General features: G+C 72.4%; 20 protein-coding genes and 1 pseudogene. 8 read left to right on the forward strand and 13 right to left on the reverse strand.

Annotated elements, in window-relative coordinates:
• Window positions 1-18 precede the first annotated feature (18 nt).
• Window positions 19-696 carry a TetR/AcrR family transcriptional regulator gene (locus tag CFK39_RS09825; protein WP_089065302.1) on the forward strand — a complete coding sequence of 226 codons (678 nt, stop codon included), beginning with the start codon at window positions 19-21 and terminating at the stop codon, window positions 694-696.
• A 6-nt stretch (window positions 697-702) separates the two neighbouring features.
• Here the strand turns inward: CFK39_RS09825 and CFK39_RS09830 are convergent, their stop codons facing one another.
• Entirely contained in the window at window positions 703-2061 is a 1359-nt protein-coding gene (locus CFK39_RS09830) for a M20/M25/M40 family metallo-hydrolase (RefSeq protein ID WP_089065303.1), read from the reverse strand.
• Between the two features lie 125 nt (window positions 2062-2186).
• Between CFK39_RS09830 and CFK39_RS09835 the strand changes: the two genes are divergently transcribed.
• Window positions 2187-3008, forward strand: a complete 822-nt coding sequence (locus CFK39_RS09835) for a hypothetical protein (protein WP_089065304.1) — start codon at window positions 2187-2189, stop codon at window positions 3006-3008.
• Window positions 3009-3058: 50 nt separating this feature from the next.
• Here the strand turns inward: CFK39_RS09835 and CFK39_RS09840 are convergent, their stop codons facing one another.
• The 5 genes from CFK39_RS09840 to rlmC all read right to left on the reverse strand — a co-directional run bounded on the left by CFK39_RS09840 (window position 3059) and on the right by rlmC (window position 7481).
• Window positions 3059-3511: a SufE family protein gene (locus CFK39_RS09840; protein ID WP_089065305.1), complete on the reverse strand. Its 453-nt coding sequence runs from the start codon at window positions 3509-3511 to the stop codon at window positions 3059-3061.
• Window positions 3508-4422: a sulfurtransferase gene (locus CFK39_RS09845; RefSeq protein WP_089065306.1), complete on the reverse strand. Its 915-nt coding sequence runs from the start codon at window positions 4420-4422 to the stop codon at window positions 3508-3510. Before CFK39_RS09845 ends, CFK39_RS09840 begins: the two co-directional genes overlap by 4 nt.
• A 136-nt stretch (window positions 4423-4558) precedes the next feature.
• Window positions 4559-5548, reverse strand: coding sequence for an asparaginase (locus CFK39_RS09850; RefSeq protein WP_089065307.1), 990 nt, complete (start codon window positions 5546-5548; stop codon window positions 4559-4561).
• Window positions 5545-6225: an SRPBCC domain-containing protein gene (locus tag CFK39_RS09855; protein ID WP_089065308.1), complete on the reverse strand. Its 681-nt coding sequence runs from the start codon at window positions 6223-6225 to the stop codon at window positions 5545-5547. Before CFK39_RS09855 ends, CFK39_RS09850 begins: the two co-directional genes overlap by 4 nt.
• 83 nt (window positions 6226-6308) lie before the next feature.
• Window positions 6309-7481: a 23S rRNA (uracil(747)-C(5))-methyltransferase RlmC gene (rlmC, locus tag CFK39_RS09860; RefSeq protein WP_089065309.1), complete on the reverse strand. Its 1173-nt coding sequence runs from the start codon at window positions 7479-7481 to the stop codon at window positions 6309-6311.
• A 216-nt stretch (window positions 7482-7697) separates the two neighbouring features.
• Between rlmC and CFK39_RS09865 the strand changes: the two genes are divergently transcribed.
• Window positions 7698-8729, forward strand: coding sequence for a hypothetical protein (locus CFK39_RS09865; RefSeq protein WP_089065310.1), 1032 nt, complete (start codon window positions 7698-7700; stop codon window positions 8727-8729).
• 37 nt (window positions 8730-8766) lie between these two features.
• On the opposite strand, the gene CFK39_RS09870 is transcribed toward CFK39_RS09865, so the two are convergent.
• On the reverse strand, window positions 8767-9234 hold the full coding sequence (locus CFK39_RS09870) for a DUF3817 domain-containing protein (RefSeq protein ID WP_089065311.1): 468 nt from the start codon (window positions 9232-9234) through the stop codon (window positions 8767-8769).
• A gap of 108 nt (window positions 9235-9342) precedes the next feature.
• Between CFK39_RS09870 and CFK39_RS09875 the strand changes: the two genes are divergently transcribed.
• Window positions 9343-9993 (forward strand): GOLPH3/VPS74 family protein, encoded by a 651-nt coding sequence (locus CFK39_RS09875; RefSeq protein WP_089065312.1) that lies wholly within the window; start codon window positions 9343-9345, stop codon window positions 9991-9993.
• Between the two features lie 3 nt (window positions 9994-9996).
• Here the strand turns inward: CFK39_RS09875 and hrpB are convergent.
• Both hrpB and CFK39_RS09885 read right to left on the reverse strand, forming a co-directional pair.
• Window positions 9997-12602: pseudogene (gene hrpB, locus CFK39_RS09880) on the reverse strand (ATP-dependent helicase HrpB).
• An 82-nt stretch (window positions 12603-12684) separates the two neighbouring features.
• A complete protein-coding gene (locus CFK39_RS09885) occupies window positions 12685-13203 on the reverse strand; it encodes a hypothetical protein (protein ID WP_089065313.1) in 519 nt (172 codons plus the stop codon).
• A 100-nt stretch (window positions 13204-13303) separates the two neighbouring features.
• On the opposite strand from CFK39_RS09885, the gene CFK39_RS09890 reads away from it, so the two are divergent.
• Window positions 13304-14125: a hypothetical protein gene (locus CFK39_RS09890; protein WP_089065314.1), complete on the forward strand. Its 822-nt coding sequence runs from the start codon at window positions 13304-13306 to the stop codon at window positions 14123-14125.
• 287 nt (window positions 14126-14412) lie between these two features.
• Here CFK39_RS09890 and CFK39_RS09895 read toward each other — a convergent pair whose 3' ends face one another.
• Entirely contained in the window at window positions 14413-15087 is a 675-nt protein-coding gene (locus tag CFK39_RS09895; protein WP_089065315.1) for a DUF4352 domain-containing protein, read from the reverse strand.
• 246 nt (window positions 15088-15333) lie between these two features.
• Between CFK39_RS09895 and CFK39_RS09900 the strand changes: the two genes are divergently transcribed.
• Window positions 15334-17133, forward strand: a complete 1800-nt coding sequence (locus CFK39_RS09900) for a BCCT family transporter (RefSeq protein ID WP_089065316.1) — start codon at window positions 15334-15336, stop codon at window positions 17131-17133.
• Between the two features lie 140 nt (window positions 17134-17273).
• The gene (gene rraA / locus CFK39_RS09905) at window positions 17274-17756 is read left to right on the forward strand and encodes a ribonuclease E activity regulator RraA (protein ID WP_089065317.1); all 483 of its coding nucleotides are present in this window, start codon (window positions 17274-17276) and stop codon (window positions 17754-17756) included.
• A 116-nt stretch (window positions 17757-17872) separates the two neighbouring features.
• Here the strand turns inward: rraA and CFK39_RS09910 are convergent, their stop codons facing one another.
• From CFK39_RS09910 to CFK39_RS16900, 3 genes are all read right to left on the reverse strand, one after another.
• Window positions 17873-18889, reverse strand: a complete 1017-nt coding sequence (locus CFK39_RS09910) for a bile acid:sodium symporter family protein (protein ID WP_089065318.1) — start codon at window positions 18887-18889, stop codon at window positions 17873-17875.
• A gap of 99 nt (window positions 18890-18988) precedes the next feature.
• Window positions 18989-19558: a hypothetical protein gene (locus CFK39_RS16895; protein WP_245822455.1), complete on the reverse strand. Its 570-nt coding sequence runs from the start codon at window positions 19556-19558 to the stop codon at window positions 18989-18991.
• Window positions 19558-20490 carry a glutamate-cysteine ligase family protein gene (locus CFK39_RS16900; RefSeq protein WP_245822457.1) on the reverse strand — a complete coding sequence of 311 codons (933 nt, stop codon included), beginning with the start codon at window positions 20488-20490 and terminating at the stop codon, window positions 19558-19560. The genes CFK39_RS16895 and CFK39_RS16900 overlap by 1 nt, the downstream gene beginning before the upstream one ends.
• 206 nt (window positions 20491-20696) lie before the next feature.
• Between CFK39_RS16900 and CFK39_RS09920 the strand changes: the two genes are divergently transcribed.
• On the forward strand, window positions 20697-21905 hold the full coding sequence (locus tag CFK39_RS09920; RefSeq protein WP_089065319.1) for an NAD(P)/FAD-dependent oxidoreductase: 1209 nt from the start codon (window positions 20697-20699) through the stop codon (window positions 21903-21905).
• Window positions 21906-21918 lie beyond the last annotated feature (13 nt).

The following is a 21918-nucleotide window of genomic DNA, read 5'->3' on the forward strand; positions in this document are numbered from 1 at the left end:
CGCGGCTAGGATGACGAGATGCCCAGCACGAATGAGCGCGCCCCGGATCCCCGACCCGCCCGGACCAGGGCGGCGATCTTCGCCGCTGCCCGCGACCTCACCGCCGCCGACGGGGAGGTGACGGTCAACGCGCTGGCCCAGCGGGCCGGTGTCAGCAGAGCCGCGTTCTACAGCCATTTCTCGGGGCTGGACGATCTGATGGCGGCGATGCTGTCGCACATGTTCGACAGCTCCCGGGAGCGTGGCATCGCCTACGCGCGGCAGGGCCGGAGCCTCCATGATGCGGTGCGGTTCGGCTTCGGGATGCTGACGGCATACGTCGAGCTCCACCACACCTTCCTGCGCGGCGCGCTGGACTGGAAGTTCTCCCATCGCACCTACACGATCCTGGTGGACACCATGGTCGGGCTGTACGGCGAGGCGCTGCGGCTGCTCGGTGACGAGGTCCCCGCGCACCTGCGGACCGAGGATGCCTGTCGCAGCATCGTCGGCGGGTGCCTCACCCTGGTCGTGCACTGGCTGCTGGCGACCGAGCAGCAGGCGCAGGACGGCGTCGCGCTGGATGCCACGGCGCTGCTCGACTCGATCCTGACCACGGCCCCCAGCTGGTACACCGGGCTGGAGCCCGGAGGACCCACCGGCGCGGCGGAGCTGATGGGGATCTGCCGTCAGGTCAAGGCCGACGAGGAGAGCTGAGCAGGCTCAGCACTCGCCCATCAGCCGCAGCAGCACCCGAGCGCCGAAGCGCACGGCATCCACCGGCACCCGCTCATCGACGCCGTGGAACAGCGGAGCGAAGTCGAGATCGGCCGGCAGCTGCAGCGGCGCGAAGCCGTAGCCGGTGATGCCCAGGCCGCTCAGCGCCTTGTTGTCGGTGCCGGCGCTGAGGCAGTAGGGGAGGATCCGTGAGCCCGGATCCTCCGCCTGGACCGCCGAGGTCATCGCGTCGATCAGCGGCGACTCGCGCGGTGAGTCGACCGAGACGCCGACGTGGTCGATGATCAGCTCGACGTGCTCACCGCTGAGCTCGTCCAGCAGCGCGAGCACCTCCTCCTGGTGGCCGGGGAGGAAGCGGCAGTCGAAGCCGGCCTCGGCGGTCTGCGGGATGACGTTCACCTTGTAGCCGCTGGAGAGCATGGTGAGGTTCGCCGAGTCGCGCAGCGTCCCGGAGACGAACTGGTGGGCTCCGCCCGTCAGCGGCAGGAACGACTCGATGTCCTGCTCGTCCCAACCGGTGCCGGTGATCTCGGTGATCCCGTCGAACAGTGCCCGCACACTGGCGATGTACTCGATCGGGAAGTCGTGGTCGTCAATCGCGGCGATCGCCCGGGCCAGGCGCACGATCGCGTTCTCGTCGTTGGGGACCGAGCCGTGGCCGGCGCGACCATGGGCGCGCAGACGGCCCCAGGCCATGCCCTTCTCTGCGGTCTGGACCAGGTAGGCGCGCACCTCCTCGCCGGTCTCCTCCTCCGGCAGGGTGATCGAGTAGCCGCCTACCTCGCTGATCGCCTCGGTCATGCCCGCGAAGACCTCGGGATGATTCTGAACCAGCCACTGGGACCCCCAGACGCCGCCGTTCTCCTCATCGGCGAAGAAGGCGAACAGCAGGTCGCGCGGCGGGACCTGCCCGGTGCGCGCGAGATGGCGGGCCACCGCCAGGATCATCCCGACCATGTCCTTCATGTCCACGGCGCCGCGGCCGTGGATCATGCCGTCGATGATCTCGGCGCCGAAGGGATCGACCGACCAGTCCTCGGCACGGGCGGGGACCACGTCCAGGTGGCCGTGGAGGATCAGCCCGCCGCGGGAGCGGTCCTCGCCGGGGATCGTGACCATCACGCTGGGTCGCCCGGGCGCGGATTCGATCACCGTCGGCTCCAGTCCCACCTCGCGCAGCGCGGCGAGGACGTGCTCAGCCGCTTCGGCCTCGCCGCTGCCCCAGGTGGCGGGGTCGTTCCCGCCGAAGTTGGTGGTGTCGATGCGGATCAGCTCACGGGTGAAGCGGACGGCCTCGTCCTGGAGCAGGGCCAGCTCGTCGTCGGTGGGGGCGGCGATCGGCATGCGAGATCCTCCTCGGGGTCGGGATCTCACCGTACTCGGGGTGCTCGCCGCCGGTCCCGGCTGTCCGCCCGCCCGGTCCCTCCGTACGATGGGAGGCCCAGCCCGCTCCCGCAGGAGGTGCACCCATGGTGCAGATCTTCACGCTCCGAGAGCGGCTCGCCGCGCTCCCGTCCACGGTGCGCCGGCGCGCCGAGACCTCGACCCATCGCGCGTCGGTGATCGCCGACGCCCGGGCCGTGGCGCCCGAGATCCCGCGGGATGCGGACGCCGGCCACCTGGAGCGCGCCGCCCGCCGCCTGCTGCGCCGCGCCGCGCAGGACGAGTTCGCGCGAGAAGGGGTGGCGCGGGTGCCGCTGCCGCCCGAGGACACCGGCCGGGCCGATCTGCGCCGCGCCGATGTCCCCGGCGAGGCGAGCTTCCACGCCTTCGTCGAGGATGTGCTCAGCGCGGTCGACATCGCCCCCAGCCCGCTCGAGCGCGACGATGCGGTCGAGCTGCGGGATGCGCGGGGCTCCTCGGACGCCTATGGGCTCTCTCCCGAGGTGGCCTCCGACCTCGCGTCCTACCTGCTGTGCAGGGCGTATGCGCTCGGCGACGGGGACGGGGAGCTCGAGGAGCACCTCGCAGCGCAGGCCGAGCTCATCCGGGAGGAGGTGCGCACGGCGCTGGTGCGACAGGTGCGGGTGCCGCTCGAGCTGAAGGTGGCCCGGGACCGGCACGCCCGGATGGGGCACGGCGAGTTCGATGAAGGCTTCGCCTCGCCCACCGGCGGTCCCGGGGATGAGCACGCCACCGCCGAGGAGCGCGCCGATTTCGGGCGACGGGCCAGGTCGGCCTTCGCGTTCGCGCAGTCCGAGGCCGGCCGGGCAGCCTTCGGCGCGCTGCGCACCGGGGCGGAGAGGGCGTACGAGCGGTACAACGCTCCCCGCACCCCACCGCGGAGCTGAGCCCGAGGGCGAACCGGGCCGCAGCGCGGCGGGGGCAGGGCAGGGTGCCCTCAGGCCGCGGACTTCACCGCGAGCTGTCGCTTGATCCGGGCCAGCATCCCGGCCATGCCGTTCAGCCGCAGCGGGCTGACCACCTCGGCCAGGCCCAGCGCGCCGGTGACCGATTCGGGGGTGTCCAGCACCTCGCCGACGGTGCGGCCATCGAGCGCCTCGGCGAGGATCGAGGCGAAGCCTCGCGTGGTCGGCGCCTCCGCCGGGGCGGAGAAGAACAGCCGCGCGGTGGCCTCCCGGCCCGTGCCCTCCACCTCGGTGATCAGGAAGATCGGGGACTGGCATTCGGGCACCGGCTCGAGCAGCTCGGGATGATCGGCGTAGCGTGCGGGCAGAGCCGGCAGATCATTCGAGAAGTCCAGCAGCAGCTGCAGCCGGTCCCGCCCGCTCAGGGCGTGGAAATCCTCGGCGATCTCGGCGAAGGCGCTGGGCAGTGCGGTGCTGTCGGTCATCGAGCGGGGACCTCGCCCGGTTCGGTGCCCTGCGCGATCGGCAGGCGCACGCCGTTGCCCCATTCGGTCCAGGAGCCGTCGTAGTTGCGCACGTTCTCGAAGCCCAGCAGATAGGTGAGCACGAACCAGCTGTGGGCGGAGCGCTCGCCGATGCGGCAGTACACGACCGTCGGGGTCGCGGTGTCGAAGCCGAGCTCGCCCTGGTAGATCTGCTCCAGCTCGGCGCGTGAGCGGAAGCGCCCGTCCTCGGCGGCGGCGCGGGCCCACGGCACGGACCGGGCGGTGGGGATGTGCCCGCCGCGCACGGTGCCCTCCTGCGGGTAGTCCGGCATGTGGGTGCGCTCGCCGGTGTACTCCTGCGGGGAGCGCACATCGATCAGCGGCCCGCCGAGGAAGTCCAGCACGTCCTCACGGTAGGCGCGGATCGGGGCGTCCTGCCGCTCCACGACCGGGTAGCCGGTGGTGGGGGCGGGCTTGCCCTGCTCGGAGGTGGTGAGCTCGCGGCCCTCGGCCTGCCAGGCGGCGCGGCCGCCGTCCAGCAGGCGCACGTCCTGGTGCCCGAACAGCTCGAAGACCCACAGCGCGTAGGCGGCCCACCAGTTCGACTTGTCGCCGTAGATCACCACGGTGGTCTCGCGGGTGATGCCGGAGGCGTCCATGAGCTTCGCGAAGCCGGTGCCGTCGACGTAGTCGCGGGTGACCGGGTCGTTGAGATCCAGATGCCAGTCGATCTTCACCGCGCCGGGGATGTGGCCGGTCTCGTAGAGCAGCACGTCCTCATCGGACTCGACGACGACCAGGCTCTCGGGGCGGCCGGCGGCGAGCTGATCGGCGAGCCACTGCGTGCTCACCAGCTTCTCGGGGCGGGCGTAGTCCTGCAGGGCAGGAGTCGGATCAGCAGGAACGGTCATCAGGTCACCTTTCGACGGTCGATGGCGCGCGGGGTGTACCTCCAGTCTGTCACTGCACACCGCGCAGTGGTGTCCCGGAGGGTCCGCCGTGGGCGGACATCACCCCCGCGCCGGCACGGCGGGCCGCCGGCGGGTCTCAGCTGGCATAAACGGAGAACGCCTCGCGGATCTGCTCCGGACCCGCCTCGGCGGCCAGCAGCGACTGCAGCAGCAGGCGCGCCTTCGCCGCCGGCAGGAGCCCGGCCATCAGCGCGCCCGCCTCCAGCAGGTCCACCTCGGAGCCGGGATAGGCGTAGTGGTGGGTGGAGGTGCCGCCGGACCAGGTGCGGGAGGCGACGACCACGGGGATCTCGGCCCCGAGCAGGCGGCGCAGCCGGGGCATCGCGGCGGGGGAGACGTGCCCCATCCCGACCCCGGCGATCACGAGGCCCTTGAGCTGCTCAGGAGGCAGATGATCCAGGAGCGCGAGGTCCTCGTCGAGCCCCGCAGCCAGCACGGGCACGGCCGGGAAGCGGTCCGGCGGAGCGCCGGGGAACCGGGCCGCGCGGGGCAGCGGGTGGTGCAGCAGGCGCAGATCGTCCTGCTCGATGATCGCCAGCGGTCCCGACGGATCGGAGACGAAGGCGGAGAGCGACCGGGAGGACGCCTTGGTCACCCGGTCCGCGAGATGGGCGTGGCCGTCGAAGGCGATCAGCACGCCGAGCCCACGGGCCGAGGGCGCCGTCGCCACGCGCACGGCGTCCCGCAGGTTCGCCGGTCCGTCGGCCCCGAGATCGCTGGCCGGGCGCATCGCGCCGGTGACCGCCAGCGGCGCCTCCCGGTCCCAGTAGCGCTCCAGCAGGAACGCCGTCTCCTCGAGGGTGTCCGTGCCGTGGGTGAGGACCACCCCGTCGGCGCCCGCGTCGACCGCGGTGCGGGCCTGCGCGAGCACCGCGGCGAGATGGTGGGGGCGCACATCCGAGGAGGAGACGTTCGCCAGCGGATGCGAGTCGATCTCGACCCCGCCGCCGACGGTGGCCAGCAGCCGCTGGCCGGCACCGTCGTCGGGGCGCGCCCTGCCGCCCGCGGGGTCCTGCGACATGAAGATGGTGCCGCCGAGCGAGAGCAGCGTGACCTTCGCGCTCACGATAGCTCCGGCTCCTCGCCCAGGTAGACCGCCGCGGTGCGCACCGACGCCTTGCGGGCCGGCTTCTTATCCGCACCGGAGGCGACATGCGCCTCGAACCAGGCATGCGCGGTGGCGTGGGTGAACTCGGCGCCCTCGGGGGAGGCCGCGAAGCTGCTCAGTCGTGGCATCTGATCGGCCGAGGGGTCCTCGAGGTGCAGGGCCAGCGCGTACAGCGCCGCATCCCAGCCGCAGCCGGTCGCGGCCGGTCCGAAGGTCTGCCAGTGGGCGTCGGCCGGGACGGTGTGGCGCAGGGTGAAGCGGGTGGCGGTCAGCGTCGCGGCCGCACCCGCCTCCTCGGCAGCATCCGGCCGCTCCGGCTCGACGGGCTCCACGAGCAGCTCCATCTCGCTGCCGCTCTTGCCGACCTGCCAGGTCAGCAACAGCCGACGGGGCTCCTCGGCGGCGAGCACGGTCCCGCGGGCCTCCATGTCGGGCAGTTCGTAGCGGCCGCCCTCGACCGCCTCGCCGCTCGCCCGACCGAACCAGACCTCCAGGTGGGAACCGATGGTCAGCGCGGACCACAGTTCCTCGGGATGGACCTCGAAGGTCTGGGCGAGGGAGACGACATGACCCTCCTTCACCGCGGTGACGGTGCGGGTGACGTCGGTCAGCTGGCTCTGCGGGGTGGCGGTCATGGAGCTCCTTCAGAAGGTGGGGTCGGGACCCACTGTGCCAGGTCGGTGCGGGGCGGGTCCGGGTGGGGTCGGGCGGCGCGAGCTCAGCGGCGGCGCAGGCGCACGATCACCTCGGCGTGCGCTGTGTGCGGGAACATGTCCACGTAGCGGCCGGCGACGATGCGCAGCGAGGGCATCGCCGCGAGGTCGGCGGCGAGGGTGGCGGGATGGCAGCTGGAGTAGACCACGTCCTGCACGCCGGAGCGCTCCAGCCAGCCGGCGAGCTCGCCGCCCAGGCCGCGCCGGGGCGGGTTGACCACGACCAGCTCGGGTGGACCCTCGGGGCCGGCGGCCGTCCGCGCCGCCCAGTCGGTGGCGTCGGCGGTGAGGAAGGTCGCGGAGGCGATCCCGGCGGCGCGGGCGGCCTCGCGAGCACCCTCGATCGCCTGCGCGGAGACCTCGACCCCGGTGATCCGGGCGCCGGGGACGGCGAGCGCCGTGTGCAGGGCGAAGCCGCCGAGACCGCAGTACAGGTCCCAGATCCGTGGCGCGTCCCCCGGCGGTGCGGACCGCTCGGCGAGGATCTCGCGCACCCAGGCCGCGGCCTGGCGGTAGAGCTGCCCGGCGACCTCGGTGTTCGTCTGCAGGAACGACTGCGGGCGGGAGAACAGGGTGACATCGCCGGTGCGGATCGCGATCGAGGCGGCGCCGGCGAGGTGGATCTCCTGGGCGCCCTCGACCGCGGTGGTGTGGTCGGGGTGGATGTTCGCGGTGACCGCGACGACCGAGGGGTGCGCAGCCAGGAGGGCGGGCAGGTGCTCGCGGATCCGCTCCAGCGCCTGCTCGCTCCGCAGCACCAGGCGCAGCAGATGCTCGCCCTCGGGTGACGCTGTGACCAGGACGTTCTTGATCTCGCCCCGGCGCCGGGCGACATCGTAGGGAGGCACCTGTGCGCGCCGGATCAGGGCCTTGGCACCGTCGAGCACCTCTTCGACCCCCGCTGGGTACAGCGGGCAGTCGCAGAGATCCGTGCCGGCCGACTGGCCGGGCAGGGTCAGCACCGGGGCCTGCGCAGTGCCGCCCACCGCCATCTTCCCGCGGGCGCGGAAGCCCGCCTCCGGGCCGACGATCGGCGGCTCCCACCGCATCGCAGGGGCGAGGTGAGGGGCCAGCAGCTGCTCGACCCGGGCCCGGCCCTCGGCGAGCTGCCGGGGGCGGGGGAGGTCCAGCAGCGTGCAGGATCTGCACGCGCCGGAGTCGAAATGAGGGCAGCGCACGGAAGGAGTCTACGGGGGCGGGATCGACGGCGGCCTGGAGTGTCGGACCCCTCCGTTACCGTCGCAGACGGGTCACGAGACGCGGCTGCACTTCTTCGACAGAGGCCGCGCGGCAACCGGAACCGAACCCGGTGCCCGTCGAGGAAGACCCGGCCGGAGGGCGACCGCCCGTCCGGTCAGGAGACCCGGGAGGGTCCATGTCGGAAGGTCATCACGATGTCCCTGGAGAGCGATCCCCTCACGGCGACCTGGCGCGACCAGCTGATCGAGCTGGACCTGCCGGGCGTCGGCCCGATCACCGCCTGCGCGGACCCGCTGCTGTGCGCGGAGGCCCCCTCGGCCCGGGCCGACGAGGACGATGCGCAGGAGCTCGCCCCTCGACGGTGCCGTCCCACCACGGCTCCCGAGCAGGCCACGGTCCGTGCCGCCCTGCGTGAGCGGTCGCCGCTCCTGCTCGAGCACAGCTGGCTGGTGGTCCCCGCGCTCGGGCCGGTCCTGCCCACCCTCGCCCCGCAGGGGACGGTCCTCGCGGACCTCGGCGGTGACCGGGCCCCGTGCGAGGTGCGCCCGGAACTGACGGAGCCTCCCGCCCGGCCCAGCCGCGAGGGGGTCCGGGCCGGCGCCGCGGTCGAGGGTGGGCAGCGCGGTATGCGCCCACCCGCGCTGAGCTGGTTCCGCCGGCCCGTGGTGGCCGGGGCCCTGCGTCGTCGCGGAGGACCGGTGGCGCTGGGAGCACTCGTCGGCCCGCGGAGAGAGTGGTTCGAACCGGCCGCCGCGGCGCGGGAGGATCTGCTCGCGGACCATCCGGACCAGGCGCTCGAGAGCGCTCTGGTGATCGCGATGGACCAGGGTCAATCGGCGGTGCTGCGGATCGGTCCGGGCGGCCTCGACGTGATCCCCACCGGCTCCGATCCGCGGGTGCCCGCGCTCGAGGGCCTCGACCTGACGGTCACGGCCCGACCCGCGCAGTGCCCGCTGCAGGGCAGCGACGGAGCAGGACCGTGCCGGCCCCAGGGAGGGCCGTGGATCGCGCGGGCGCAGGCGGCGCAGGTGGACTGGGAGGCGAGGCGCTCGCAGGCGCTCGCGGTGCAGGCCTGCGGGGTGTGCTTCGGGGAGGCGCTGCCGCCGGAGCCCGATCAGCCGCCGGTGCCCCGGCTGTCCCACCGGGCAGCGGTCCCGGCGATCGACCGGCTCCACCTGCGCAGCGGCGCGGTGGTGAGGATCGACCCGATCGCGCCGCCCCGCTGAAGGGCGGCGGCGGGGAGCCGCGCAGGAAGAACCCGACTCAGTCGAACCACTCGGTGGGCGGGCCCAGCGAGAGCAGCACCGAGAACACGATCGCGACGCCGACGATCGCGATCAGCGCCGCCGGCAGCGGGTGGCGCAGGGCGAGGGACACCAGGCGCTGCGGGGCCGTGCGGCCCTGCTCCTCGCGCAGGCGCCAGTTCTCGCCGAGCAGGCCGCGGCGGTGCGCCGAGCGCTCGAAGGGCACCGTGAGGTACGGGATCACCGCAGAGCCGATCCCGAGCAGCAGGTCCTTCAGCCGCCAGTGCTGGTCGACCGCGACCAGCACCGTGACCACCACGTAGGAGAGGAAGGTGAAGCCGTGCAGCCCGCCGCCGATCCGCACCAGCAGCTCGGTGGAGTGCAGCACGTACTTCACGAACATGCCGCCCAGCAGGAGGGTCCAGGTCACCACTTCCGCGAGAGCCAGCACGCGATACAGACGGGACGGGGTGGAGAGCAGATGCATGCTCCGATCATCGCAGGTGCACCGCGTCGACCGCCGCCGACGAAAGACGGAGCCGCCGGTGGACGATCAGCGGTGCCGCGCCGCCGTGGCCGTCTTCACACTTGAGGGATGATGACTGACACGATCCCCGCGGAGCTGTTCCTGCTCCTGACCGATGACGCCGGTCGCCAGGACTCGACCTCGTCCCGCAAGCAGGCGCTCGCCGCCGCCGCGCTCGCCGAGCTCGCGCTGCGGGAGCGGATCGCCATCGGCGAGGAGCGCACCCCGCGGGTGACCGTCCTGGATCCCGGGCCGCTGGACCTCCCCGTGCTCGACCGGGCGCTCGCAGCGCTCGCGAAGCTTGACGGGAAGCCGATCGGGTCCGTGATCGAGCATCGCTCGATGGACCTCACCGAGGCGATCGGGGAGGGCTTCGCGGCGGCCGGCGCGGTGCAGCGCAAGGACGGGTGGTTCTCCACCAAGTGGCCGACCCATGACGACTCCCTCGAGACCGCACTGCGGGCCCGCATCGCCGGCGCAGTGGACGACCCCCGGACCGCGAGCCTGCAGGACGGCATCCTGCTGGAGATCCTGCGCGCTCTCGGCATCGCCCACCGCATCCTCAAGACGGACCTGCCGGGCCTCTCCCGCCGCGAGCTCGACCAGCGGATCAAGGACCTGCACATCGACCATCCGGCGGCGACGGCCGTCAAGAAGGTCATGGACGACATGACCGCGGTGATGATCGCGACCTCCGCAGCCGTCACCATCTCGACCTGAGCCTCAGCGGCCCCTGGGCCGCGTGGTGCGGGCGGTGGCCGGGGCGGTCCACGGATCCTCCGGCCAGGGGTGACGGGGGTAGCGGCCCCGCATCTCCTTGCGCACCTCCTGGTACGGACCGTTCCAGAAGGAGCGCAGATCGTCGGTGATCGCGAGCGGCCGACGGGCCGGGGAGAGCAGGTGGAACAGCACCGGCACCCGGCCACGCACCAGGCGCGGGGTCTCGGCGAGGCCGAACAGCTCCTGCAGCTTCACCGACACCACGGGTCGGCCGTCCTCCGCCTCCGGCTCCGGATAGTCGATCCGGGCGGTTCCGCCCGAGGGCACGGCGAGCCTCTCCGGGGCCAGAGAGGCCAGCTCGGACGCCTCCGGCCAGGGCAGCAGCTGGCGCAGGGCGCCGACGAGGTCGATCGCGGAGAGCTTCGTGGTGCGGGCCGACAGCTGGGGGGCCAGCCAGGTCTCCAGGCCCTCGAGCAGCGACTGCTCGTCCATCGCGGGCCAGGGATCGCCGAGCTCGCGATGGATCAGGGCCAGTCGGGCCCGCAGGGCGATCGCCGCCGGATCATCTGGCAGCGTGGACAGGCCCTGCGCCCGCACCGCGCCGAGCACCGCCGGGACCGCGTCCCGGGCGGTCGCGGCCACCGGCGTCGAGGACAGCTCGATCGCGCCGAGGGCGCGGCGCTCCCGGGCCCGCACCGTGCCGGATCCGAGGATCGCGATGCGCTCCGTCTCCAGCAGCCCGGCGCCGAGGAGCAGGGCGTCCGCCTCGGTCAGCGGGGCGGCGGCGCGGATCACCGCCCCGGTGCCGTCGGCCGCGTGTCCCTCCGCCCGCTGCACCTCCCACACCACCAGCCAGGGCGCCGAGTCCAGTCCGCTGCCCTCGGGCAGGGCGGCGCGGGTGCCGGAGGCGAGCAGGTAGGAGCGGGACCCGGCCCCGGTGCGGCGGGCGATCCGTTCGGGCCGGGCGAGGGAGAGCACGATGCCGGCCTGGTGCGCCGCATCCGGGGCCAGCAGCGGGGGCAGCGGCGAGGCCTGCCCCGCACCCGGCCGGGAGGGCGCGGGCGCATCCCGGGCGATGCGGGTGAGTCGGTCGCGCTCGCGCCGCCAGCGCTCCGCCCCCGGGGCGCGGCCCGAGCGCAGATCCTGCAGCAGCCGGGGGAGGTCGGCGCCGGCCGGGCGGTGGTCGTCGGAGACGGCGGCGACGACCTCGGCGGCCGTCCGGGCCGCCTCTCGGCCGGGGAGGCGCCGCGCCCCGTCCAGCAGGGCGCGGGCCTCCCGCACCCCCACCGGCAGGCGGGCCACCCGGGTGCCGGACGAGGTAGGTCGGCCCTCCTCGTCGACCAGGCCCAGCGCCTGCAGGGTCTGCTCGGCGGTGGTGATCTCGGCGCGCGGCGGCGGGGTCAGCAGCGGCAGACCCTCACCGCGCGGGGTGCCCCAGCAGGCCAGCCACAGGGCGGCATCGGTGAGGTCCGTGGAGGTGATCTCCGGGGGGACTGCGCCGGCATCCCCGCCAGCTCCGCCTCCGAGAACACCCGCACCGCCCGGCCGGGGCCCTGACGGGCGGCACGACCGGCCCGCTGCTCGACCGCGGCCCGGGAGGCGCTGACCGTGACCAGGCCCGACATGTCCCTGCCCCGGTCGCGGCGCACCTCGCGGGAGAGCCCCGCATCGATGACTAGACGCACCCCGGGCACGGTCAGCGAGCTCTCCGCCAGCGCGGTGGAGACCACGATCCGCGGCAGCTCCCCGGGGCGTCGGCCGCCGGTGGCGCGGTCCTGCTGGGCGGCGGGCAGTCGGCCGTGCAGCGCGAGCACCTCCACGTCCTCGCCGACCAGCCCCCGCAGGCGCGAGACCACCTCGTCGACCTCACGGGCCCCCGGCACGAACACCAGCGCATCGCTGCCCTGGGCGCGCTGCGTCCGGGCGGCCGTGCGGGCCAGGTGGTCGAGGTAGTCACGGGTGACGCCGCGGACATCCAGCCGCGGGCCGGAGGAGGGGGCGTGCTCGATGCTCAGCGGGTGCAGGGCGCTGGGGACCTCGACGATCGCGGCCCCGTCCAGCACCGCGGCCACCGCCGCCGCATCGAGCGTCGCGGACATCGCTCCGACCAGCAGGTCCTCTCGCAGCTGGCGGGCCTCGGCGAGCATCCCCAGCAGCAGATCCGTCTCCAGGGACCGCTCATGGACCTCGTCCAGCACCACCGCGGCGACGCCGGGCAGCTCCGGATCGGCGAGCAGGCGCCGCAGCAGCACGCCGGGGGTGAGCATCTCCAACCGGGTCCCGGCTCCCACCTCCCGCTGCCCGCGCACGGTGAAGCCGACCGGTCCGCCGAGCGGGGTACCGTCCAGCTGGGCGAGGCGGCGGGCAGCGGCGCGGACCGCGACCCGGCGCGGCTGGGTGACCAGGGTGAGGCCGTCGGCGAGGTTCGCCACCAGCGGCGGCACCAGGGTGGTCTTGCCGGTGCCGGGCGGTGCGGTGACCACCAGCGCACCGCTGCGTGCGGCCGCCTCCAGCTCGGCCCGGGCCGCACCGACGGGCAGGCCCGCACCGATGACGTCGAGGTCGAAGCGGTGCGGAGCGGACTGCGGGACGGACTGCGGGGCGGGCATCCACCCATCATGCCGCGCCGGCACCGTTGGCCGCAGACCCGTGGATGCGGCACCGCTCCCGCCTGACCCGAGCGGCCCGCCGTCAGTCGATGAGATCGAACTCCACCTGCTGGGTGTCCTCGCAGACGCTGGTGACCGAGATCGTCCACAGATCGATGGTCACGCTCTCCCCGAGGGTGATGTCCTGGATCGGGCGGGAGCTGCCGTCACCGATAGTGGCGGTCAGCTGTGCGTCCGCTCCGTCGATGCCCTCGGCCGTGATGGTGAGGGTCTCCCCGGCACGTTCGGGCAGCTCCGGGGTGGCCGTGCCGCCGACCTCCGCGAAGTAGGCGCCCTCGCCGGAGCACGGTTCCGGCGGGGTGAAGCCCTCGGGAGCCGGGGTGACGGAGTACTTCTCCTGCGGCACCGCGGCGGCCGTCTGCCCACCGTCGTCCGAGGCGCCGGGCTCCGAGCCGCCGGCGTCGGACGCCGCAGGGCTGGAGGGCGGCTGCTCCGGGCCGGGCGCGCTCTCCCCGCAGCCGGCGGCGACCAGCATCAGGGCGAGCAGGGCCCCGGCGAGGCGGGCGGCGGAGGGACGGACGGGGGAGATGCGAGTTGACACGGGGATCCTCACGGCGGGGGTTGACCAGCGACACGCTAGCGGACCGTTCCGGCATGCCACCATCTCAGGGGAGAACCAGTTCGTGGAGAGGGGCGAGGACATGGCGCATGACAGCGACGGCGCACGCCGAGCGACCCCGCCCCGACCGACCCCGAACGCGCTGGGCGGGAGCACCGACCCCGCCCGCCGGGTGCGGCCCGTCGACTGGAGCGCGAGCGGACGACCGCCCAGCGCTGAACCGACCTCATCGGCAGGGAGGGCGCCCGCGCAGGGCGGTGATGGAGCATCCCGCCCGTCCCGGTCCCCCTCGGCCCGCCTGCCGCGGCAGCGGGCGCGCACCGTCGAGCTGCCGCGCCCCGTCCCGGCGCCGCCGGGGGAGGCCGTGCACTCCCTGAGCGCCGAGGACCCCCGCCCGCTCCCGCGCCCGCTGCGGATCGCCGACGAGGACATCCGCTCCGTCGGCGTGCCCGGCCTGCCCACCGAACAGATCGTGCAGACCGTCGCCGACCCGGCGGACGCCTGGACCGCGGACGCCGGGGCCAGTGACCACTTCCTGCGCGCGGAGCTGGTGGTGCAGGTGCGCCGGGCGGACAACACCGTGATCGGCCTGTTCTCCACGCGCTACGCGCTCTCGGTGCGGCCGGCGGAGTACGAGCCCGCTGCGGACATCGCCGAGGAGGCCGCGGGGCCGAGCGCCCGCGGTGGTCAGGGGACCCGTCACCCCACCTCGCGCCGGGAGCTGCTGCGCCGCATGGAGTCCGTGGGATTCGTGGTCACCTCCGGGGCCACGCACGGCCGGGTCACCCATCCCGACCATCCGGGCCTGGTGCTGCCCTTCGCCTCGACGCCCTCGGACCGGCGCTTCACCCGCCACGCGGTGGCGCAGATCCGGCGGGTGTTCGGGATCGACCTGCGGCGCTGAGCCGAGAGGTCGGCACGGGCTCGGCCGGTCCCTGGTGCGAGCCGAGACAGAAAAGTGCCCCGGCTCGTCCCCACGAGCCGGGGCCATCCCTTTCCCCCGCGCCCCCGGATCTGTGGATCCCGCTTCCTCCTCAGTCGGCGGGTCCTCCGGTGACGCGTTGGCTCCAGTAGACGACAGCTCCCGGAAAGACCCCTGTGGTGACGCTGGTCTTTCCCTGGGCGTCGGGCCGCCCGCACCCGGAGCACCTCGTCGACCAGCACGGACATCGGGGCCGACCGGACGGTCGATCAATCGACCGGGATCTCGATCTTCTTCCCGCTGGTGCCGACCGCGTCGGTGTAGGTGATCGACTCCAGCTCCATGTCCTCCGGGACATCCGCGTACAGCAGCGCGTCCGCCTCCTCGTCCGGCGCGATCTGCGGCCCAGCGGTGGAGAAGGAGCCGTAGATCAGGGCGTGCTCCTCCCCGTCCGCGTCGACGAAGGTGAAGTTGTCGAGATCCAGGCCGATCTCCTTGCCGCCGTCGTTCGTGATGGTCACCGCCACTCCGATGAACTTGCCGTTCTCGGTGGTCAGCGTCTCCGTGGAGGTCTCCAGCGTGGTGCCCTCCTCGGGAGAGGAGACCTTGATCGTGAACGAGGCACCGGCCTCCGAGGTCGGCTCCTCCGAGGGGTCCTCGCTCGGCGTCTCGAGAGGGTCATCGGACTCCTCCTCGGTCACCTCGTCCGTCGGCTCGTCGGTGGGGTCCTCGGTCGAGGACTCGCTGGTGGAGGGCGCGGCAGTGGGACCGTCCTCGCCGCCGTCGCGGGAGAACATCCACAGCCCCACACCGCCCACCGCGGCCACGACGGCGATCAGAAGCAGGCACCCGCACGCGATCCCGATGTACAGCCCGGTGCGGCTCTTCTGAGGGGCCGCAGGAGGCTGGGGATCCGCAGGGGGCATTCCGTAGGGGGTGCTCATGGTCTCTTCCGCGTCGACGCCAAGTTCGTCCGAATCACGGTATCGGGCAGGTGTCCATGAGGCGATGGGGAGGAGTCCCCACCGGCGCGAAGCGGCCGATGAGGGAGGGATTCTCCCGGCTGGGAAAGCGGAGAACTTGTGAATTCCGGCCGGTGTCGGAATTATGCTCGGTCACAGGGACCAGTTCGGACCCGCCCTTCGGACGACGACGTGCTTGCCTCTTGAGCACACGAGGAGTCGAGAAACTTGCTGAACAGACTGCACGACGCATTGCGATTGCGCACCTCACCGGTGATCTTCTTCGGCTCGGCGGCGATCATCATCGCCTTCGTGGTCGGGACGATCGCCTTCACCGAGCCCATGGGCAAGGCGACGGAGGTGGCCTCGGACTGGCTGCTGACGAACCTGGGATGGTTCTACATCCTCGGCGTCACCGTATTCCTGGCCTTCCTGATCTTCATCGCGATGGGTCGGTTCGGCCGCGTGAAGCTGGGACCGGACGACGAGCCGCCGGAGCACTCCGGCGGTGCCTGGTTCGCGATGCTCTTCGCCGCCGGCATCGGCTCGATCCTGATGTTCTGGGGCGTCGCGGAGCCGGTCAGCCACTTCGGCAACCCGCCGCGCGCCGCCGAGCTGGGCATCGAGGGCGGCACCATGGATGCCGCGCGCGACGCCATGAACTTCACGTACTACCACTTCACGCTGCACACCTGGACGATCTTCACCCTGCCGGCGCTGTGCTTCGCCTACTTCATCCACAAGCGGAACCTGCCGCCGCGCGTCAGCTCGATCTTCCAGCCGCTGCTGGGGGAGGGGATCCACGGGCCGATCGGCAAGACGATCGACATCATCGCCATCATCGGCACCGTCTTCGGCGTCGCGGTCTCGGTGGGCCTGGGGACGCTGCAGATCAACGGCGGGCTCAACCAGCTGTTCGGCGTCCCCGAGAACGCCGGCTGGAACCTCATCATCATCGGCGTGGTCTGCGGGCTCGCGCTGATCTCGGTCTCGATGGGCCTGGACAAGGGCATCAAGGTGCTCTCGAACTTCAACATCGTCGTGGCGGTGCTGATGCTGATCTTCGTGCTGCTCGCCAGCGGTGCGACCCTGTTCATCATCAAGGGGACCGTCGAGTCGTTCGGCAGCTACATCGTCAACCTGCCTGAGCTCGCACTGTGGAACGACACCTTCGCGAACACCGGCTGGCAGAACACCTGGACCGTCTTCTACTGGGCCTGGACGATCACCTGGTCGCCGTTCGTGGGCATCTTCATCGCCCGCATCTCCAAGGGCCGCAGCATCCGCCAGTTCGTCACGGGCGTGCTCGCCGTGCCCTCGGCCTTCTCCGTGATCTGGTTCGGCATCTTCGGCTACTCGAGCTTCAACATCGAGCTCAACGGCGAGGGCGGCCTCGTGGACCGGGTGGTCGGCGATGGGGACATCCCCGGAGCGCTGTTCGCCTTCCTCGACAACTACCCGGGGGCGTTCGTCATCTCGGTGATCGCGATCATCCTGGTGATCATCTTCTTCGTCACCTCGGTGGACTCTGCCGCGCTGGTCACGGACTCGATGGCCAACGGCCACGAGGACTACAACCCGCTCGGGCAGCGCATCTTCTGGGGCGTGGCGATCGCGCTGGTCACCGCCGCGCTGCTGGTCTTCTCCGGCGCAGACGGGCTGACGGCGCTGCAATCCACGATCATCCTGGTGGGGTTGCCGTTCTTCGTCATGGGCTGGTTCCAGATGTACGCCCTGCTGCGGGCGCTGAAGGAGGACGCCGGTGAGCTGCCTCCGATCCGCACCCGCGAATGGGCCCAGGTGCTGCCGCCGGAGGAGTACGAGCGGCGCGAGGAGGACGGGGAGTACGACACCGACGACTACGTCGTCGAGCCGACCTTCACCTCCGAGGTGCCGGTGCTCACCGATCCCTACGAGGAGATCGCGGACATCGACCTGGACTACCAGCCGGAGCAGGGCACCCTGCCCTCGCGCACGGGCAGCGCACGTGCCGAGCTGCCGGAGGACGGACGGGTCGAGGGGAGCTGACTCGTCAGGTCGTCCCATGAGGAGGGGCCGACGGCCGCGACAGCGGTGCGTCGGCCCCTCCTGGATCCGGCACCGGCCGACTCCGGCCGCTCGACCCGGGGCGGCTCCCGAGGAGCCGTTCTCCTCTCGAAAGGAACCCGATGACCGACGTCCCCGCCACCACCGACCTGCATGACGAGCACGGTGAGGCGCTGATGACCTGCGACACCCAGTTCCGCCAGTTCGGCGCCCGCCACCGCTTCCGCGGCGAGATCGTCACCGTCCGCAGCCATGAGGACAACTCCCTGCTCAAGGAGATCGTCCGAGAGCCCGGTCGCGGTCGGGTGATCGTGGTGGACGCGAGCGGCTCGCTGCACTGCGCGATGCTCGGCGACCGCATGGCGGCGACTGCGCAGGAGAACGGCTGGGCAGGCCTGGTGGTCCATGGAGCGGTCCGTGACAGCGCAGCCCTGGCGGAGCTGGACCTCGGCCTCAAGGCGCTCGGCACGAACCCGCGCCGCTCCCACAAGCACGGGCTGGGCGAGCGCGACGTCCCGGTCGGCTTCGGTGGCGCCGTCTTCACTCCGGGGGCGATCCTCGTCAGCGACGAGGACGGCATCGTCGTCCTCCCGTCGGCCGGCTGAACCACCGACTCGCGTCGGCCGGCTGAACCACCGACCGGCCGAGCTCCGAGGGAAGCGGAACGGGCCGATGCCCGCAGCTGCGGGGCGTCGGCCCGTCCTCGGAGCGCGGAGCCGGCTCAGGCGGCGTCGCTCCGGTGCTTCTCGGCGCTGCGACGGTAGTACGTCGCCAGCATGGCGCCGGAGAGGTTGTGCCAGATCGAGAAGATCGCCGCAGGCAGGGCGGCAGCGGGGGCGAAGGCGCTCGCGGCGAGGGTCGCGGCCAGGCCCGAGTTCTGCATCCCGACCTCGATCGAGGTGGTGCGGGCGGCGCGCTCACCCTGGCGCAGCAGGCGGGCGGCCCAGTAGCCGAGCAGATAGCCCAGACCGTTGTGGAGCACCACGGCCAGCAGCACGATCGCTCCGGCGGAGACGATCGCCTCGGTGGAGCCGCTGACCACGGCGACGATCACCAGCGAGATGCCGGCGACGCTGACCCACGGCAGCGCCGGCAGCACCTTGTCGACGAGCCTGCTCAGCAGCAGCCGCACCACGAGACCGCCGACGACCGGGATGAGCACCATCTTCACGATCGACATCGCCATGGCGCCCGCATCCACCGGCAGATAGGAGCCGGCCAGCCACAGCGTCAGCAGCGGCGTCAGCAGCGGGGCGAGCAGGGTGGAGATCGACGTCATCGTCACCGACAGGGCGGTATCCGCCTTGGAGAGGTAGGCGATGACGTTGGAGCTGGTGCCGCCCGGGGCGCTGCCCACCAGGATGACGCCGACGGCGAGCTCCGGCGGGAGCTGCAGCAGCAGGGCGATGCCGAGGCCGAGCAGCGGCATGAGCAGGTACTGGGCGACGATGCCGATCAGCACCGGCAGCGGGCGCCGGACGACCAGGGCGAAGTCCGGGATCGTGAGGGTCAGGCCCATCGCGAACATGATGATGCCGAGGAAGATCGCCGTGAACGGGGCGAGGGCCTGGCCCGCGGAGGGGACGAAGAAGGCGAAGACGGCCGCGGCGAGGATCAGGACCGGGAAGACGGTCACCGCGATACGGGCCGAACGATCCTCCGGGGACCGGGAGGGGGACGACGTGCCGGGGGCGACAGCGGGGTCCTTCGTCGTGGGGGACGGGGATGAAGGAGTCATGCGCCGCATCGTACTGCGCTATGAGACGACATCCCATCATGTGGACCACTTGTTGCCGTGTGATCCGAGACTCGGCAGCTCCGGGCTCCGCCGAGGCGCTCAGCCGCGCTGCCGTGCGGGGACGGGCCAGGCGTGGACCGGCGCGCCCGAGTCCACCGCACAGCGGTAGAGCCGGGTCATCTCCGCCAGCGCCTCGGGGCGGCTCGCACCGCGCACCTCGAGCGAGGTGACGGTGTCGATCTGCCAGCGGGCACCGTTGCGACCGGTGCGGGCGCGCTCGGAGAGGATCCCGCTGTAGTGCTCGACCACGACGGCGTCCGCCCCGAGGCTCCGCAGCCCGTCCATGGCCTGCGGGATCAGCTGCTCGAGCAGCAGGTCCGCGACCCGCACCCGGCCCACCCGGGGCCAGCGCACCCGAGCCTCCAGGCCCCAGCGGGCGCACTGCTGGAAGGCCTCTGCGGCCTGCTCGAAGCTCATCCGCGACCACAGCGGGCGTCGCTCATGGACCAGCGCATGGAGGATCCCGTAGAAGAAGGCGGCATTGGCGGCCATGTCCGCGGGGGTCGGGCCCGCCGGCAGCAGGCGGTTCTCCAGTCGCAGGTGCGGGACATCGACGCCGGGATCGTAGATCGGTCGGTTCCAGCGCCACACGGTGCCGTTGTGGAGCATCAGCTCGTGCAGGCGGGGGAGGAGCCCTCGGTCAGCAGCGGTTCCTCCGCCATCTCCCGCAGCTCAGGGATCAGTGCCGGGAACAGGCGCACGTTCTCCTCGAAGAGGTCGAACATCGAGGTGATCCAGCGCTCGCCGAACCACACCCGGGGGCGCACGCCCTGGGCCTCGTACTCCGGGGGCCGGGTGTCCAGCGCCTGCACGAAGGTGGGGATGCGGGTCTCGTGCCACAGCCGCTTGCCCAGCAGGAACGGCGAGTTCGCGGCCAGCGCCACCTGGGGCCCGGCGATCGCCTGGGCGGCGTTCCAGGCATCGGCGAACTGCTCGGGCGGGACCTGCAGATGCAGCTGCATCGAGGTGCAGGCGGATTCCGGTGCGATGGAGTCGAAGGTGACGTCCAGGCCGCGCCCCTTCCCCTCGCCCTCGATCCGCAGCGCGATCTCCTCCCCGCGCGCTTCCAGGACAGTGCGCTCGAGGGCCTCGTACCGGGCGCCGGGAGCGCGCCACTCGTCGGTGGCGAAGAGCTCCTCGGTGATCGTGGGCAGATGGCCGACGGGGATGACCCGCGCGCCCCGGGCCTGAGCGGCGACGTCGGCGCGGTCGATCTTCTCTGCCAGCTCCTGCTCGAGCTCCCGCAGGCCGCTGCCCTCGGGGTGGGTGACCGGCAGGTTCGCCTCGAGGTTGAAGCGACCGATCTCGTGGACATAGGCCTCGTCGTCCAGGTCCTCGAGCACCAGGTCGGAGATCAGCGCCGGAGCCATCGTGTCCGTGCGGGCGAGGTTCATCTCGAGCTCGACGCCCACGGTCCCCTCGTCCACGAACTCGGCCGTGTCCAGGAAGGACTCGAAGAGGTCGAGGTTGCGACGCAGCTCCCGGCGGTAGCGCGTGCGCTGGGAGCGGGTGTACTCGGTGCTGCCGATCTCGCGTCCCATGGGGACCTCCGGGGCTGGCGGGGCGGGGAACGCTCATCCAAGCACGCCGAGCGCGCCGACGGGCAGCGGGGGCCGCTGACCGGACTGCACGGCGCTGCGGGCGGCGGCCGACGCACCGATCCCGGCCTGCCCACGGCGGAGAGATTGCCGCGATGACTGCTCCAGAATACTGTGGAGGAACCACCCGGTCGGCGAAGGAGCCTGCGATGACGAATCTGGAAGCCCATTACGACCACGTGATCATCGGTGGCGGTATGGCCGCCGATTCCGCCGCCCGAGCGATCCGCACCGCGTCTCCGGAAGCCACCATCGCGATCCTCTCGGCCGATCCGCACAGCCCGGTCTACCGGCCCGCTCTGTCCAAGGACCTCTGGACCGGGGAGGACGCGGACCCCGCCAGTCAGGAGCTGCACACCGCGGAGGAGACCGGCGCGTCGCTGTTCACCTCGACCCTGGTCACCGAGCTGTGGCCCAACTCGCACCGCGTGGGCACCGCGCGCGGGCAGTCCATCCACTACGGGAAGGCACTGCTGGCCACGGGGTCCTCCGCCCGTCACTTCCCGGGCGTCGAGGACGACCGGGTCGTCTGCCTGCGGACCGTCGGCGACTACCGCCACCTGCGCGGGCTCGCGCAGGACGGCGCCCGGATGGTGGTGGTCGGCGGCGGCTACATCGGCTCCGAGGTCGCCGCCGCACTGACCCGCACCGGTGCCCAGGTGACGCTGGCCCATGCCGGCCGCCACCTGCTCGAGCATCTCTTCCCCGCCTCGATCACCGGCCATCTCGAGCAGACCTTCGCCGAGCACAGCGTCACTCTGGTGCCGGGGTTCCGGCTGATGGGCATCGATACCGAGGATGAGCTGGTGCTCCACTCCGGGCAGGCGGAGTCCCTGCATGCCGACGTCGCCGTGCTCGGCCTCGGCGCCGTGCTGAACACGAACCTGGCCGAGCACGGGGGCCTGGACCTCGACAGCGGCGCCGTGGTCGTGGACCCCTACCTGCGCACGAGCGCGCGGGATGTGTACGCGGCCGGGGACATCGCCCTGTTCGACGACCCGCTGCTGGGCCTGCGCCATGTCGAGCACGTCGACCACGCCCAGGCCTCCGGCACCGCGGCCGGGAAGAACATGGCCGGCGCCGAAGAGGCGTACGACTACACGCCGCTGTTCTTCTCCGACCTCTTCGACGACGGGTACGAGGCCGTGGGCCGCCTGGACGCCTCGCTGGAGATGCGCGAGGTGTGGAACCAGGACCGCACCGCCGCCGTCGTCCACTATCTCGAGGACGGGAAGGTCGAGGGCGTGCTGCTGTGGAACACCTGGGACTCGGTGGACCGCGCGCGGGAGGTCATCGCCGCCTCCCAGAACGATCAGCTCGCCCCCGAGGAGCTGGACGGGCAGATCACCCCGGGCTGAGTGTGCGGCCCCG

The organism is Brachybacterium avium (assembly GCF_002216795.1).
In the GTDB taxonomy this organism is placed as follows: Bacteria; Actinomycetota; Actinomycetes; order Actinomycetales; family Dermabacteraceae; genus Brachybacterium; species Brachybacterium avium.

Coding starts and splice junctions, on each gene's coding strand:
- CFK39_RS16895 (WP_245822455.1), bottom strand. CDS start 19,558: ATGCTCCACAACGGCACCGTGTGGCGCTGGAACCGACCGATCTACGAT.
- CFK39_RS09890 (WP_089065314.1), top strand. CDS start 13,304: ATGGCGCATGACAGCGACGGCGCACGCCGAGCGACCCCGCCCCGACCG.
- CFK39_RS09825 (WP_089065302.1), top strand. CDS start 19: ATGCCCAGCACGAATGAGCGCGCCCCGGATCCCCGACCCGCCCGGACC.
- CFK39_RS09840 (WP_089065305.1), bottom strand. CDS start 3,511: ATGACCGACAGCACCGCACTGCCCAGCGCCTTCGCCGAGATCGCCGAG.
- CFK39_RS09835 (WP_089065304.1), top strand. CDS start 2,187: ATGGTGCAGATCTTCACGCTCCGAGAGCGGCTCGCCGCGCTCCCGTCC.
- CFK39_RS09920 (WP_089065319.1), top strand. CDS start 20,697: ATGACGAATCTGGAAGCCCATTACGACCACGTGATCATCGGTGGCGGT.
- CFK39_RS09870 (WP_089065311.1), bottom strand. CDS start 9,234: ATGCATCTGCTCTCCACCCCGTCCCGTCTGTATCGCGTGCTGGCTCTC.
- CFK39_RS16900 (WP_245822457.1), bottom strand. CDS start 20,490: ATGGGACGCGAGATCGGCAGCACCGAGTACACCCGCTCCCAGCGCACG.
- CFK39_RS09855 (WP_089065308.1), bottom strand. CDS start 6,225: ATGACCGCCACCCCGCAGAGCCAGCTGACCGACGTCACCCGCACCGTC.
- CFK39_RS09910 (WP_089065318.1), bottom strand. CDS start 18,889: ATGACTCCTTCATCCCCGTCCCCCACGACGAAGGACCCCGCTGTCGCC.
- CFK39_RS09895 (WP_089065315.1), bottom strand. CDS start 15,087: ATGAGCACCCCCTACGGAATGCCCCCTGCGGATCCCCAGCCTCCTGCG.
- CFK39_RS09865 (WP_089065310.1), top strand. CDS start 7,698: ATGTCCCTGGAGAGCGATCCCCTCACGGCGACCTGGCGCGACCAGCTG.
- rraA (WP_089065317.1), top strand. CDS start 17,274: ATGACCGACGTCCCCGCCACCACCGACCTGCATGACGAGCACGGTGAG.
- CFK39_RS09845 (WP_089065306.1), bottom strand. CDS start 4,422: ATGACCGTTCCTGCTGATCCGACTCCTGCCCTGCAGGACTACGCCCGC.
- CFK39_RS09875 (WP_089065312.1), top strand. CDS start 9,343: ATGATGACTGACACGATCCCCGCGGAGCTGTTCCTGCTCCTGACCGAT.
- CFK39_RS09830 (WP_089065303.1), bottom strand. CDS start 2,061: ATGCCGATCGCCGCCCCCACCGACGACGAGCTGGCCCTGCTCCAGGAC.